The organism is Streptomyces sp. NPDC005576, from assembly GCF_042871745.1.
Lineage (GTDB): Bacteria > Actinomycetota > Actinomycetes > Streptomycetales > Streptomycetaceae > Streptomyces.
This window is the reverse complement of record NZ_JBIAJC010000004.1, coordinates 185,781-199,171: the sequence shown is the minus strand read 5'-3', so window position 1 is coordinate 199,171 and position 13,391 is coordinate 185,781. Positions and strand designations below refer to the sequence as shown.

Annotated in this window: 15 protein-coding genes; 10 read left to right on the top strand and 5 right to left on the bottom strand. The window is 70.4% G+C overall.

All coding sequences use genetic code 11. The features are described from left to right. Positions 1 to 512: 512 nt before the first annotated feature. Positions 513 to 1,478: a WYL domain-containing protein gene (locus ACFYPN_RS08965; protein WP_358760875.1), complete on the bottom strand. Its 966-nt coding sequence runs from the start codon at positions 1,476 to 1,478 to the stop codon at positions 513 to 515. 63 nt (positions 1,479 to 1,541) lie between these two features. On the opposite strand from ACFYPN_RS08965, the gene ACFYPN_RS08960 reads away from it, so the two are divergent. Beyond that, positions 1,542 to 1,928: a VOC family protein gene (locus ACFYPN_RS08960; protein WP_358760876.1), complete on the top strand. Its 387-nt coding sequence runs from the start codon at positions 1,542 to 1,544 to the stop codon at positions 1,926 to 1,928. A gap of 23 nt (positions 1,929 to 1,951) precedes the next feature. After that, positions 1,952 to 2,080 (top strand): hypothetical protein, encoded by a 129-nt coding sequence (locus ACFYPN_RS08955; RefSeq protein ID WP_358760877.1) that lies wholly within the window; start codon positions 1,952 to 1,954, stop codon positions 2,078 to 2,080. A gap of 581 nt (positions 2,081 to 2,661) precedes the next feature. Here ACFYPN_RS08955 and ACFYPN_RS08950 read toward each other — a convergent pair. Continuing rightward, the gene (locus tag ACFYPN_RS08950; RefSeq protein ID WP_358760878.1) at positions 2,662 to 2,823 is read right to left on the bottom strand and encodes a hypothetical protein; all 162 of its coding nucleotides are present in this window, start codon (positions 2,821 to 2,823) and stop codon (positions 2,662 to 2,664) included. Between the two features lie 328 nt (positions 2,824 to 3,151). On the opposite strand from ACFYPN_RS08950, the gene ACFYPN_RS08945 reads away from it, so the two are divergent. Continuing rightward, positions 3,152 to 3,343 (top strand): hypothetical protein, encoded by a 192-nt coding sequence (locus tag ACFYPN_RS08945; protein ID WP_358760879.1) that lies wholly within the window; start codon positions 3,152 to 3,154, stop codon positions 3,341 to 3,343. Positions 3,344 to 3,429: 86 nt separating this feature from the next. Then, on the top strand, positions 3,430 to 4,011 hold the full coding sequence (locus ACFYPN_RS08940; RefSeq protein WP_358760880.1) for a DUF5565 family protein: 582 nt from the start codon (positions 3,430 to 3,432) through the stop codon (positions 4,009 to 4,011). 40 nt (positions 4,012 to 4,051) lie between these two features. Here ACFYPN_RS08940 and ACFYPN_RS08935 read toward each other — a convergent pair whose 3' ends face one another. Then, entirely contained in the window at positions 4,052 to 4,507 is a 456-nt protein-coding gene (locus tag ACFYPN_RS08935; protein WP_358760881.1) for a MarR family transcriptional regulator, read from the bottom strand. 243 nt (positions 4,508 to 4,750) lie between these two features. On the opposite strand from ACFYPN_RS08935, the gene ACFYPN_RS08930 reads away from it, so the two are divergent. Further along, entirely contained in the window at positions 4,751 to 6,211 is a 1,461-nt protein-coding gene (locus ACFYPN_RS08930; RefSeq protein ID WP_358760882.1) for an MFS transporter, read from the top strand. A gap of 163 nt (positions 6,212 to 6,374) precedes the next feature. Here ACFYPN_RS08930 and ACFYPN_RS08925 read toward each other — a convergent pair whose 3' ends face one another. Then, on the bottom strand, positions 6,375 to 7,040 hold the full coding sequence (locus ACFYPN_RS08925; RefSeq protein WP_389297428.1) for an MOSC domain-containing protein: 666 nt from the start codon (positions 7,038 to 7,040) through the stop codon (positions 6,375 to 6,377). A 79-nt stretch (positions 7,041 to 7,119) separates the two neighbouring features. On the opposite strand from ACFYPN_RS08925, the gene ACFYPN_RS08920 reads away from it, so the two are divergent. After that, on the top strand, positions 7,120 to 8,049 hold the full coding sequence (locus ACFYPN_RS08920) for a LysR family transcriptional regulator (protein ID WP_358760884.1): 930 nt from the start codon (positions 7,120 to 7,122) through the stop codon (positions 8,047 to 8,049). 110 nt (positions 8,050 to 8,159) lie between these two features. Here ACFYPN_RS08920 and ACFYPN_RS08915 read toward each other — a convergent pair whose 3' ends face one another. Continuing rightward, positions 8,160 to 8,492, bottom strand: a complete 333-nt coding sequence (locus tag ACFYPN_RS08915; RefSeq protein ID WP_358760885.1) for a WhiB family transcriptional regulator — start codon at positions 8,490 to 8,492, stop codon at positions 8,160 to 8,162. Between the two features lie 466 nt (positions 8,493 to 8,958). Here ACFYPN_RS08915 and ACFYPN_RS08910 point away from each other — a divergent pair, with 466 nt between their 5' ends. The 4 genes from ACFYPN_RS08910 (at position 8,959) to ACFYPN_RS08895 (ending at position 13,374) form a co-directional block, all read left to right on the top strand. Further along, complete coding sequence (locus ACFYPN_RS08910; RefSeq protein WP_003948568.1) at positions 8,959 to 9,570, top strand: response regulator transcription factor; 612 nt, start codon at positions 8,959 to 8,961, stop codon at positions 9,568 to 9,570. A gap of 321 nt (positions 9,571 to 9,891) precedes the next feature. Continuing rightward, positions 9,892 to 10,467 carry a sigma-70 family RNA polymerase sigma factor gene (locus ACFYPN_RS08905; protein ID WP_328719855.1) on the top strand — a complete coding sequence of 192 codons (576 nt, stop codon included), beginning with the start codon at positions 9,892 to 9,894 and terminating at the stop codon, positions 10,465 to 10,467. A gap of 172 nt (positions 10,468 to 10,639) precedes the next feature. Beyond that, a complete protein-coding gene (gene guaB, locus ACFYPN_RS08900) occupies positions 10,640 to 12,142 on the top strand; it encodes an IMP dehydrogenase (protein WP_358760886.1) in 1,503 nt (500 codons plus the stop codon). A gap of 107 nt (positions 12,143 to 12,249) precedes the next feature. Further along, entirely contained in the window at positions 12,250 to 13,374 is a 1,125-nt protein-coding gene (locus ACFYPN_RS08895) for a GuaB3 family IMP dehydrogenase-related protein (RefSeq protein ID WP_358760887.1), read from the top strand. Positions 13,375 to 13,391 lie beyond the last annotated feature (17 nt).

The following is a 13,391-nucleotide window of genomic DNA, read 5'->3' as shown; positions in this document are numbered from 1 at the left end:
CGATACGGGCATGCTCCTGGAGCGGACGGTCTACGACGGGAGCCCGGCCTACGCCACGACCCTGCCGAGGACGGCGGAGTCCGCACCTGACGCGCGGTATCCGGCGTCCTCGGCGCTCGGCGCTCGGCGTCCGGGGGCTGGGGTCTGGGGGAGCTCGAAGACGCGGCCCGGCTCGTCGCAACCGGGTTGGTGGCCAACGCGGTCGCTCACGCTCGGCGAGACAGTATCCGGGTGACCGTGCCGAGGACGGACGTCCTTCGCGTGCGGGTGTGCGTGACGGCTCTCTCCCGCACCCTCCCCCTCGCCCGTGGCACCGACGGCCAGGACGAGGACGGCCGGGGGCTTGCGATCGTGGACGCGGTCACCGGCGGACAGCGGGGCGCCGACGTACGGGGTGGGGTAGTACGGAAGGGGAAGTCGAGGTGTTGGTGGGCGGGTCGTCCTGGGCGGGGTAGGTGTCGATGGGACTGTCCTGGTGACCGGAGAGTGTTCGTTCCCGGTGCAATCGCTCCCTACTGGGGCTGACCGTTCACGTTGTCCTCGAAAAGTTCCCGGGTGCGGCGCAGCAGAGCTTCCCGCACGTTGTCCGGTGACAGGACCAGCAGCGGTGTGGCGAGGCTGAGGAGGTACCTGGCGAGCCCGTCCGCGTCGGGGCCGCCGATGTCGACGATCGTGGCGTCGGGGCCTTTCGAGCGGTGGGTACCGACCGTCGGCGGGATCAGCCGAAGCGCCTGCTCTATGGGAAGCGGGAGGCGGATCGTCACGTAAAGCGGATAGGCGCCGGTCGCGATGGAGCGGGAGACAAGCAGAGCCGGGTCAGGTGGGTCGATGAGCTTTACCGGGCGCCCGGTCGGCTGTATCCGGTCCACCCTGTCGGCCCGGAAGGTACGCCACTCGTCCCGCGTAGCGTCCCGGGCGACGAAGTACCAACGGCGTCCCGTGTGCACCAGGCGGTACGGGTCGACGTCCCGGACCGTGGCCTTCCCCTCCCGATCGCGGTACGACAGGCGGCAACGCTCCGCCCGGCGACACACGCCGGCCAGTTCCAGCAGCATGCTGGGTGCGATCTGCGGCGCGTCGGACCTCGTGGTGTGAACAAAGGCGGCGTCCATCTCGCCCAGCCGGTCCGCGATCCGGCGTGGCAAAACCTGACGCAGTTTCAGCAGTGCGGACAGTGCGGCCTGGTCGCCGCCGAGAACGCCGCTGAGGGCGGCCTCGCGCAGCCCGACGGCCACGGCGAGTGCCTCTTCGTCATCGAGGACCAGCGGCGGCACCCGAGTTCCGGCGCGGAGGCGGTAACCGCCCCATGGCCCAGGGTCGGACTCGACTCCGTAGCCGAGTTCCCGAAGCCTGGCGATGTCCCGCCGCACCGTGCGCTCGGCGACCACCATCTGGTCGGCCAACTCGCCGCAGGTCCATGATGGCCGCGAGGACAGCAGGGAGACCAGTCGCAGCAGGCGGGCGGATGTGCTGATCACGCTCCGAAGTGTCCCGCACGACCAGGACCGAATCTGTCCTGGTCCCGTCATAGCGTCCTCCCCATGAGCACTGGAAACACGCCCGCACCCGCGATCCGCTACTCGGCCGTCACATTCGACTGTCCGGACCCCGCCGAACTGGCCGGCTTCTACGGTGAGGCCCTCGGCCTGCCCGTCGCCTACTCCAGCGACGACTTCATCCTGCTCGGCCATGAGGACTCGGCCCGACTGGGGTTCAACCGGATGACCGACTACAGGCGTCCCACCTGGCCGGACCCTTCCCAGGAGAAGCAGGCCCACATCGAACTGGGCGTCGATGATCTGGAGTCCGCGCATGCTCACCTGCTGGCTCTGGGCGCTGTCGAGCCCCCGAGCCAGCCCCAGCCCGACCGGTGGCGAGTGCTGCTGGACCCCGCCGGCCATCCGTTCTGCATCACCACCCTGGTCTGAACATGATCGGCAAACTGATGACCATGACCGCGCACCCAGGCAGGGGCGGCGAACTCGCCGCCGTCCTGCTGAGGGTTGCGGAAAGGCTGCACGACTTCCCCGGCTGTGAGATCCACCTGATCAGCCAGGACGCAGCAGACCCGTCGCGGTGACGACATTCGTCGCGCTGGCGACGCTGTTCCCGGACGGCGAAGCAGAGTTCGACGCGCGGCTCAAGCACCTCGTGGACCGGGTCGTCCCGGCAGCGGAGGAGAGCGGGGCGTAGCTCCCCGCTGACAGGCCGGCGCGGTCATCTCTCCCCCCGGAGGGTGACCGCGCCCTCGCGTACGGTCCGCAGGGCTCCGGATTCCGGGTGTGGCACCCGGACAGCCGGTGCACCGGGCCCGGTAGGACGGGTCAGGGCGGGGTAGGGAGGGCTGGTCCGGGTCAATCCTGGCGCACTTTTGCGAGCTTAGAGCGTTTCCGCTGGTCAGGCGCTTGTCCGGTGCCGGTTCGAGTCTGGCTCCGGGCACCAGTCTTGACAGCGCCGCCGACCTCCGGGAGGGGCCGGATCCGTGGTGGCCGGGGTGCTGTGTTGGTGCGCGGCTGGTGCACCGGGCTGCCGGGCGGGGCGCTGTCGTGTTCGGCCAAGAGTCCGAGGTCGCGAATCGGGTCGAGATCCGGTTCAGCCGGCTTCGGTGGACAGGTGTTCGGGGCTCTGGAATGGACGGGTGTCCGGTCACCAGAGGCGGCGTCAGGCTGCGACGGTCAATGCACCGGCACGGGTGACGTCGGCCCACTGCACGAGCAACCGCTCGTACTCTGCGGCCCGAAGGTCCTGGTCGTGGTCCTCGTCCATGAGGTGGCGGATCTTGGCATTGACGCGATCGGCGGCCGAAGGGTCGGAGGTGCGCATGGACTCAGAGTAGGGCCGAGGTGTGACAGCGAAAAGCGCATTAAGTATCGCCGCCGTTCGTCTTCGCGGAGGGCTCGGCGGAAGGCGGGGCGAACGGCCCGCGTGGTGGTCGATGGGGGGGGTGGTGCCCTTCTCCGTCTGTTCCGGCCCTGTTCCGACGTCACTGCGGCCCGCCGCGCAAAGACGGGTTTTCGGCCATCCTGCGCCGGGCCTCATCCTGGCGCCGTTCGGGCCCGGAATTCCTCGTTGACCACCCGTGCCCTTCCCGGCAGGCTTTGCCCCGTCGCGGCGGTCGGCACGCACCCGACCGGAGGTTCCGTTGATCTGTGTGGACTGCGATCAGGCCATTCTGGGCCCGGCCGTGCTGGTGACGGATGCCGACAGCATGTCCGGCGCACGGGCCGGCGTCTACGCCCACCCGCCGAACTCCCCGGAGTGCGTGCCCCGTACGCCCGGCAAGGCGAAGCTGCGACGCCTCATCGACGGCGGGGTGGGACCGGAGCCCGCCGGCGCAGGGTGATCCGGATGTCCGGTGATGCCTTCCTCGGCACCCCGCACTGGCGAAATTCCCCTGCGTGAAAGCGCGTTGGCCGGGACGATGGGGGGATGCGGAAGATTCCCACACTGTTCCTGCGCGACTTCGCGACCCGCCCGGCCGGGGTGCTTCCCGAGGTGGCACCCGGTTGCGGCTGGGTGCTCGCCGGAGAGGGCGTGGCCACTCGCAAGTACGACGGCACCTGCACGCGGATGGACGAGGCGGGGGCCTGGTGGGCGCGGCGTGAGGTGCGGGCCGGGCGGGCGGCGCCCCCGGGCTTCGTACCCCTGTCCACGGACCCGGCCACGGGGAAGACGGTCGGCTGGGAGCCGGTCGCACGGTCGCCCTTCGCGAAGTTCCACGAAGAGGCACTCGCTTCGTGCGGCCTGCGGGAGTGGTCCCCGGGGACGTACGAGCTGATCGGGCCGAAGATCAACGGGAACCCGGAGCGCGCCGGTTCGCACCGGCTCGTCGAACACGCCACCGCCGAGCGGCTCGTGGTGACGGAGCTGACCTTCGAGGGCATCCGCGCGGGTGTACGCGCGCTGGCCTCGGCCGACGGGTGCGAGGGCATCGTCTGGCACCACCCCGACGGCCGGATGTCGAAGATCAAGGCCAGGGACTTCCCGGAGGCCGGGGGATCGAAGGGCTGAAGGTGCAGGCGGGGCTCCGGCTGCTCCTCGGCGGCGGGTCTCAAGGGCGCGGCCAGGGGCGCCCGCCGAGGCGTTCGAGGTCGGAGTTGAACCGGCGGAGGTAGCCGGCGAAGGCGGCGACGTCCTCGGCCGCCCAGCCGACCATGACCCGGCCCAGGGACTCGACCGTCCCCTCCCGCTCCTCGTCGAGTATCCGGCTGCCCTCGGCGGTGATGCGGAACTTGCGGGCCATCCCGCCCGCCGGGTCGGGGATGCGTTCGACGAGGCCGGCGCGCCTCGCGGCCGTGGTCTGGCGGTTGAGCGTGGAGGCGTCGAGATCGAAGGCCTCGCTCAACTCCCCGATGGACATGGGCCCCTGGATGCGGATGCGGCTGAGCAGGATGTAGGCGCTGCGCTCCAGGACGCCGTTCTCGCGGCGCCCCTTGCGGTGATTCAGGAGCCCGTGGCGGCTGAGCAGCATCTGCTCGTACTCGACGTCCTTGACGGCCTTGTCCATGAGTGGGGTGCCTCCAGCTTCCTGCCGGGCCGGTGTGCCGTGGTCCCGGGGTGGCCCGACTTCATCCTGTCACATGGTGTGCATCAAACACATCGCATGCATGATGCAATATGCATGTACGATGCTCATCCTTGCCCGCCCCTGTGCCCCGCCCCTGCGCCCCAACCCTTGCCCCACCCTGCTCCAGCCCGCCCGATTTTCGTCCCGGACCTCCCGTCCCGACCCACATCGAGGAATCGCGTTATGGACGCCCCCCAGCCCACGGCCCGCGCAGGCGGCGTGATCACCACGCTGGCCCTCGCCGGCACCGTCGCCGCGGTCATGCAGACCCTGGTGACCCCGCTGATCGCGGAACTCCCGCAGATCCTGCACACCTCGTCCTCGAACACGGCCTGGGTCATCACCATCACGCTGCTCGTCTCGGGCGTGTGTGTGCCGGTCACCGGCCGCCTCGGCGACCTGCTCGGCAAGCGCCGGATGCTTCTCGCCTGCGCCGTTCCGCTGATCGTCGGCTCGGTGGTCTGCGCGCTCTCCTCCTCCATCGTGCCGATGATCGTCGGCCGGGGTCTCCAGGGCATGGGCATGGGCATGGTGCCGCTCGGCATCGCGCTCCTCCGTGACGTGGTGCCCGCCGAGAAGCTCAGCGGCTCGATCGCCCTGGTCAGCGCCTCCATGGGCATCGGCGGTGCTCTCGGCCTGCCGATCTCCGCCGCGGTCGCCGAGTACACCAGCTGGCGCGTGCTGTTCTGGGGCGCCGCGGTCCTCGCGGCGATCGTCGCCGCGCTGATCTACACCTTCGTCCCGGACGCTCCGGCAGCGGCCAAGGGCCAGCGCTTCGACGCTCCCGGCGCCATCGGGCTCGCCATCGGCCTGGTCTCCCTGCTGCTCGCGATCTCCAAGGGCGCCGACTGGGGCTGGGGCTCGGGCACCACGCTCGGCCTGTTCGCTCTGGCGGTCATCGCCCTGGGCACCTGGGGCTACTACCAGCTCCGCACCCGCGACCCGTTGGTCGACCTGCGGACCACCGCCCGCCCGCGCGTCCTCATGACCAACATCTCCTCGATCCTGGTCGGCGTCGGCATGTACTCCTTCATGCTGATCGCCCCGCAGCTCCTCCAGTTCCCGGAGGCCACCGGCTACGGACTGGGCCAGTCGATGCTGGCCTGCGGCCTGTACCTGGCCCCCGGCGGCGTGATGATGATGATCGTCTCCCCGCTCGGCGGAAAACTGATCAACGCACGCGGCCCGAAGATCGCGCTCGTCCTCGGCGCCCTCGTCATGTCCGCCGGCTACGGCATCTCCCTCCTGCTGATGGGCTCCGCCTGGGGCCTGATGATCGTCGGCATCGTCATCAACAGTGGTGTCGGCCTCGCCTACGGCGCGATGCCCGCCCTGATCATGAGCTCGGTCCCGATCTCCGAGACCGCCGCGGCCAACGGGTTCAACACCCTGATGCGTTCGCTCGGCACGACCATCGGCTCGGCCGTCATCGGTGTGGTCCTCGCCCAGATGACCATCAACCTCGGCGGCCACTCCCTCGCCTCCGAAGACGGCTTCCGCGTCGGCCTGACGATCGGTTGCGCGGTCGCTCTGGTCGCCGCCGCCGTCGCCGCGTTCATCCCGGGCCTTGCCCGCCCGGCCGCCGAGCAGGGAGAGGCCGGTCCGGCCGCCTCGCCCGAGAAGGCCGCCGTCGACGCCGTCTGACCCGCACCGGTCGCACCCGCGACGACGGGGAGGGGCTCCGCACATGCGCTGTGCGGAGTCCCTCCTCCGACGTTCCCGGACCCGTTCCGGGTGCTCGCGGTGCCCGGGTGCCCGGTCTCTGTGCGGGACTTCCCCCCGAGCGCCCCACCGGCACCACCGCCTCTCAGACCCCTTGCGCCGCCACGTACTCCCGCGCCGCCGCCAGCGCCTCCGCGTGCAGGGCCTCGCCCGCCGGGAGGAGGCTCGGCAGCAGGGTGCGGTCGGTGAAGGAGCGGAACTCCAGGGAGGCGGTCACCGCGTGGTCCGGGCGGTGGACGATCTCGATCGGGTCCCCGGCGCTGATGGAACCAGGAGTGATGACCCGCAGGTACGCGCCGGTCACCGCCTCCTGACTGAAGCGCTTGACCCAGCGCTCCTCCTCCACGTGTCCGGCGAACGTCCGGCACGGAATGCGGCCGGCGGTCACCTCCAGGACCAGATCCGGGCCGATCCGCCACCGCTCGCCGACCAGCGCCTCGCTGACCGCCAGGCCGAGGGTCGTCAGGTTCTCGCCGAAGACCCCGTTGGGCAGCGGCTTGCCGAGCTTCCTCTCCCAGGCGTCGAGTTCCTCCCGGGCGTACGCGTACACCGCCTGGTCGCTCCCGCCGTGGTGGCGCAGGTCGCAGACGGCGTCCCCGGCCAGACCGCTGCCGCCGACGCCCTTCGGCCCCGGGTCGGTGACCCGCACCGGGCCCTCCACCGGGCGCTTGTCGATGCCCGTGAGGCCGTCACGGGCGCTGGTGTGCTCGGAGTGACGGGCGGTTCCCACATTCACGGTCAGTAGATGCATGGAGGAAGGTTAGAACGCAGGCATCAAAGCCGCACGCCAGTTTTTCGCAATCGCCAGAAGCAACGCTTATGGTGGGAGGGTGATCGAAGCCCGCCACCTCCGCGTCCTGCGTGCCGTCTCCACCACCGGCTCGTTCTCCGCCGCCGCCCGCGAACTCGGCTTCACCCAGCCGGCCATCAGCCAGCAGATGAAGGCACTGGAGTCATCGGTCGGTACGCCCCTCCTGATCCGCACCGGCAGGGAGATGCGGCTCACCCAGGCCGGCGAAGCCCTCGTACGGCACGCCTCGGGCATCCTGTCTGGGCTGACCGCCGCCGAGGAGGAGGTCGCCGCCATCGCGGGGCTGCGCGCGGGCCGGGTCCGGCTCGTCTCCTTCCCCAGCGGCAGCTCCACCCTGGTCCCCGGCGCCCTGGCCGCGCTGCGCGCCGAGCACCCCGGCACCCAGGTCTCCCTGGTGGAGGCCGAACCGCCCCGGTCCGTGGAGATGCTGCGCGACGGGGACTGCGACATCGCCCTGGCGTTCCGGTACGGAGACTCCGGCGACGGTGCGGGCGACGGAAAGGGCGACGGCGGCGCCGACGGTGACTGGAACGACCTGGTGGTCCGCCCGCTGCTCGCGGACCGGCTCGTCGGCCTGCTGCCCAACGACCACCGGCTCGCCGGGACGGACGCGATCGACATCGGCGAACTCGCCGGGGAACCGTGGATCGCGGGCTGCCCGCGCTGCCGCCGACAGCTCGTGGAGGTCTGCGAGGAGTCCGGCTTCACCCCCCGTATCGACTTCGCCACCGACGACTATCCCGCCGTGATCGGACTGGTGGGCGCCGGGCTGGGCGTCGCGGTGCTGCCCGCGCTGGCGATCGAGTCGGTACGCCCCAAGGGGGCCGTGACCGTGACGGTGGAGCCGCCCATCGTGCGCGAGATCGTGGCACTGACCCTGCCGGACCTGGCGCGGGTCCCTGCGGTGGCGGCCACGCTGGACCAGTTGTCGCGCGCGGCGGCCCGCTGACGGCACGACCGTGCGCCGGTCCGTCGCAGTCCTGTGGGGACGGAGGGGGACGGGCGGGGACGGACCGTGGTTGCCGAAACGTTCCTGCGGTACGGAGGGGTGCGTGTTCCTCAATCATGCGGGGGGCTGTCGCCCGGAGCGGAGTGGGCCGCCGTGATCAGGCGGTTGCGGGCGCGGCCCATCAGCTCCTCGCGTTCGTCCTCGGTCAGGCCGCCCCACACTCCGTAGGGCTCGCGCACGGCCAGCGCGTGGGCGGCGCACTCGGCGCGTACGGGGCAGCGCATGCACACCTCTTTCGCCGAGGTCTCGCGGGCGCTCCGGGCGGCTCCGCGTTCGCCCTCGGGGTGGAAGAACAGTGAACTGTCGACCCCTCGGCAGGCCGCGAGCAGCTGCCAGTCCCACAGGTCGGCGTTGGGTCCGGGAAGGCGGGAGAAATCTGCCATTGCTTGTCCCCTCGAAACCGTGCTCCGCCGGAGACGTCGTCCCGGCAGTCGCAGTCCGTCGTCGTCCGTCGGTGGTCGATCCTCAGTTCCTCGGTTCCTCAGGTTCTCAGTGATCGAGCCTGCCGTACATCTACGGTCGTAGTAGATGTAAATATGACTGATTGCGAATCTAGTCACAGACACCAGTAAAAGGGAAGAAAACCCGCCAAATAGGGCACGCCAACCAGTGAAGTTTCGGTTGAAGGGTGAAGGGCCCGCGTCGATCCGCTCCGTATGCGGCCCTTCACGTAGAGTGCCGAACCCTACGGTCCGACCCGTAACTCTTTCGAGTGACCATCGTTGAGAGTGCGGAGGCGGTTGGCGACGAACCGGCTCGGGCACATGTCCGAGGGGGTCAACCGCACAGGTGACGACTTGTATCAGCCTGGAGGCTCAAGGTGACGCGCATCAGCTGCGGAGGACGGTCATGACATCCGTCCTCGTCTGCGACGACTCCCCGCTCGCCCGAGAGGCGCTCCGTCGCGCGGTTGCGACCGTGCCCGGCGTCGAGCGTGTGACGACGGCGGCCAACGGCGAGGAAGTACTCCGCCGCTGGGGGGCCGACCGTTCGGATTTGATTCTGATGGACGTCCGCATGCCCGGTCTGGGAGGAGTGGAGACCGTCCGGCGGCTGCTCTCCGCCGACCCCGGTGCCCGGATCATCATGCTGACGGTCGCCGAGGACCTGGACGGTGTCGCGCTCGCGGTCGCCGCCGGTGCCCGCGGCTACCTGCACAAGGACGCCTCGCGCGCCGAACTGCGGGCCACCGTGACCCAGGCGCTGGCCGACCCGACGTGGCGGCTCGCCCCGCGCCGGCTGCGGTCCGCGGAGATGGGCGCCGCCCCCACGCTCACCGCGCGGGAGATCCAGGTGCTCGAAGGCATGAGCCACGGCCGTTCCAACGCGGAGATCGGGCGCGAGCTCTTCCTCTCCGAGGACACGGTCAAGACCCACGCCCGGAGACTCTTCAAGAAGCTCGGTGCCTCGGACCGTGCCCACGCCGTGGCGCTCGGATTCCGCTGGGGCCTGGTGCGCTGAGAGCCGGTGGCCCCGATCGCGTGGTCGTCCCCCACGGTGCCGGAATCGTCCCCGTCCGCGGTTGCGCGGACGGGGCGAGGGGCGGTGCGGGAGGGGCGGCCCGCCCGTGGCGGACCGGTCTCGGCGGCGATGGGTGACGCTTCCCGGCCGATGACGCATCCTTGAGCTGTGGAGTTCCTCGGGAACGACGATTCGGACCAGCGGATCCAGCGGAAGGGGAGGGCGCAGGACATGACATCCGGCGCACCCGCTCGTAACGCTTCGGTGCACAACTCTGAACGCGATGGCACGGACAGGTCGGCACCAAGGCACCATGGTCCGATGCGTGACGACGAAACGACGGTGATCGCTGCCCTGGTGCAACGGGCCGTGGACGGCGACGCGCAGGCAACCCACGACCTGCTGGCCCGCGTCCACCCCCTCGCCCTGCGGTACTGCCGGTCCCGCCTCAACCGGCTGCCCGGTGACGCTCGTCACTTCGGCGAGGACCTCGCGCAGGAGGTCTGCGTCGCCGTCCTCATGGCGCTGCCCCGCTACCGCGACACCGGCCGCCCCTTCGAGGCGTTCGTCTTCGCCATCGCCGGACACAAGGTCGCCGACCTCCAGCGCGCCGCCATGCGTCACCCGGGCTCCACGGCCGTCCCGTCGGACGAGATGCCCGAACGCCCCGACGACTCCCTCGGCCCGGAGGAACGCGCCCTGCTCAGCAGCGACGCGGCCTGGGCCAAGAAACTCCTCGCCAACCTCCCCGAGAACCAGCGCGAGCTGCTCGTCCTGCGGGTCGCGGTCGGCCTGACCGCCGAGGAGACCGGACAGATGCTGGGCATGTCCCCCGGCGCTGTACGGGTCGCCCAGCACCGCGCGCTCAGCCGGCTGCGAGCCCTCGCCGAACAGTGACGTCGGCCGCACCCGCGCCACTCCGTCGGGGCGTGATCCCGTCTTCCGTGGGCGCCGCGGCTTCCGTAGGAAAATACGGAAGCGCTGAGTGATCTTGCTCGTGGAATGAGACACCTCCGAAGGCCGTTAGCATGGACATCCGCACCGATCAAGACCATTTGGGGAAGGTGTCATGACTGCAAACGTCGACGGAGTGCCTGAGAAGTTCGCGACGCTCGGGCTGACATACGACGACGTGCTGTTGCTGCCGGGCGCGTCGGAGGTCCTGCCCAACGCGGTCGACACCTCGTCCCTCATCTCCCGCAACGTGCGCGTGAACATCCCCCTGCTCTCGGCCGCCATGGACAAGGTGACCGAGTCGCGGATGGCCATCGCCATGGCCCGTCAGGGTGGCGTCGGCGTCCTGCACCGCAACCTCTCGATCGAGGACCAGGTGAACCAGGTCGACCTGGTCAAGCGGTCCGAGTCCGGGATGGTCACCGACCCGATCACCGTGCACCCCGACGCCACGCTCGGCGAGGCGGACGCGCTCTGCGCGAAGTTCCGCATCAGCGGCGTGCCCGTCACCGACGCCTCGGGCAAGCTCCTCGGCATCGTGACCAACCGCGACATGGCCTTCGAGTCCGACCGTTCGCGTCAGGTGCGCGAGGTCATGACGCCGATGCCGCTCGTCACGGGCAAGGTCGGCATCTCCGGCGTGGAGGCCATGGAGCTGCTCCGCCGCCACAAGATCGAGAAGCTGCCGCTGGTCGACGAGGCGGGCCTCCTCAAGGGCCTCATCACGGTCAAGGACTTCAAGAAGGCCGAGCAGTACCCCAACGCCGCCAAGGACGCCGAAGGCCGTCTGCTGGTCGGCGCGGCCGTCGGCGCCAGCCCCGAGGCGCTGGACCGCGCCCAGGCGCTCGCCGCCGCCGGGGTCGACTTCCTGATCGTCGACACCTCGCACGGCCACAACAGCAACGCCCTCTCCTGGATGGCGAAGATCAAGTCGAGCGTCGCCATAGACGTCATCGGCGGCAACGTCGCCACCCGCGACGGTGCCCAGGCGCTGATCGACGCCGGCGTCGACGGCGTGAAGGTCGGCGTCGGACCCGGCTCGATCTGTACCACCCGCGTCGTCGCCGGCATCGGCGTCCCGCAGGTCACCGCGATCTACGAAGCCGCTCTCGCGGCCCGCGCGGCGGGGGTGCCGGTCATCGGTGACGGCGGCCTCCAGTACTCCGGCGACATCGGCAAGGCGCTCGCCGCGGGCGCCGACAGCGTGATGCTGGGCAGCCTCCTCGCGGGCTGTGAGGAGTCGCCGGGTGAGCTGATGTTCATCAACGGCAAGCAGTTCAAGTCGTACCGCGGCATGGGCTCGCTGGGCGCCATGCAGTCCCGGGGCCAGGGCCGTTCCTACTCCAAGGACCGGTACTTCCAGGCCGAGGTGGCCTCGGACGACAAGCTCGTGCCCGAGGGCATCGAGGGCCAGGTGCCCTACCGGGGCCCGCTGGGCAACGTCCTCCACCAGCTCGTCGGCGGGCTCCGCCAGACCATGGGGTACGTGGGCGCCGCCTCCGTCGACCAGATGGAGAGCAAGGGCCGCTTCGTACGCATCACGTCGGCGGGGCTCAAGGAGAGCCACCCGCATGACATCCAGATGACGGTCGAGGCACCGAACTACAGCAGGAAGTAACACCTGCGCGATGCGGGAGGGGCGGGCCGGGGTTCCCCGGGCCGCCCCTCCCGTGTGTGTCGGGGATACTGGACAGCGCAGACGTAGAGGGAAAGAGGCCACACATCGTGACTGAGATCGAGATCGGGCGCGGCAAGCGCGGCCGCCGGGCGTACGCATTCGACGACATCGCTGTCGTACCGAGCCGCAGGACCCGGGACCCGAAGGAGGTCTCGATCGCCTGGCAGATCGACGCCTACCGCTTCGAGCTGCCGTTCCTGGCCGCTCCCATGGACTCCGTCGTCTCCCCGCAGCACGCCATCCGCATCGGTGAGCTGGGTGGGCTCGGCGTCCTCAACCTGGAGGGTCTCTGGACCCGCCACGAGGACCCGCAGCCGCTGCTCGACGAGATCGCCGAGATGCCGGTCGAGTCCGCGACCCGGCGCCTCCAGGAGATCTACTCCGCGCCGATCCAGGAGGAGCTGATCGGGCAGCGCATCAAGGAGGTACGCGACTCCGGTGTCGTCACCGCCGCCGCGCTCTCCCCGCAGCGCACCGCCCAGTTCTCCAAGGCCGTCGTCGACGCCGGGGTGGACATCTTCGTCATCCGGGGCACGACCGTCTCCGCCGAGCACGTCTCCGGTGCCGCCGAGCCGCTCAACCTCAAGCAGTTCATCTACGAGCTGGACGTCCCGGTGATCGTCGGCGGCTGTGCCACCTACACCGCGGCCCTGCACCTGATGCGCACCGGCGCGGCGGGTGTCCTCGTCGGCTTCGGCGGTGGCGCCGCGCACACCACCCGTAACGTCTTCGGCATCCAGGTGCCGATGGCGACCGCCGTGGCGGACGTGGCGGGTGCCCGCCGCGACTACATGGACGAGTCCGGCGGCCGGTACGTGCACGTCATCGCGGACGGTGGCGTCGGCTGGTCCGGCGACCTGCCGAAGGCCATCGCCTGTGGCGCCGACGCCGTCATGATGGGCTCCCCGCTCGCCCGCGCCTCCGACGCTCCGGGCCGCGGCCGGCACTGGGGCATGGAGGCCGTCCACGAGGACGTGCCGCGCGGCAAGCTGGTGGACCTCGGCCCGGTCGGTACGACCGAGGAGGTGCTGACCGGCCCGTCGCACACCCCGGACGGCTCGATGAACATCTTCGGCGCCCTGCGCCGCGCGATGGCCACCACCGGCTACAGCGACCTCAAGGAGTTCCAGCGCGTCGAGGTGACGGTGGCGGACTCGCAGCACCGCCGCTGATCCCGCCCCGCGCGCTC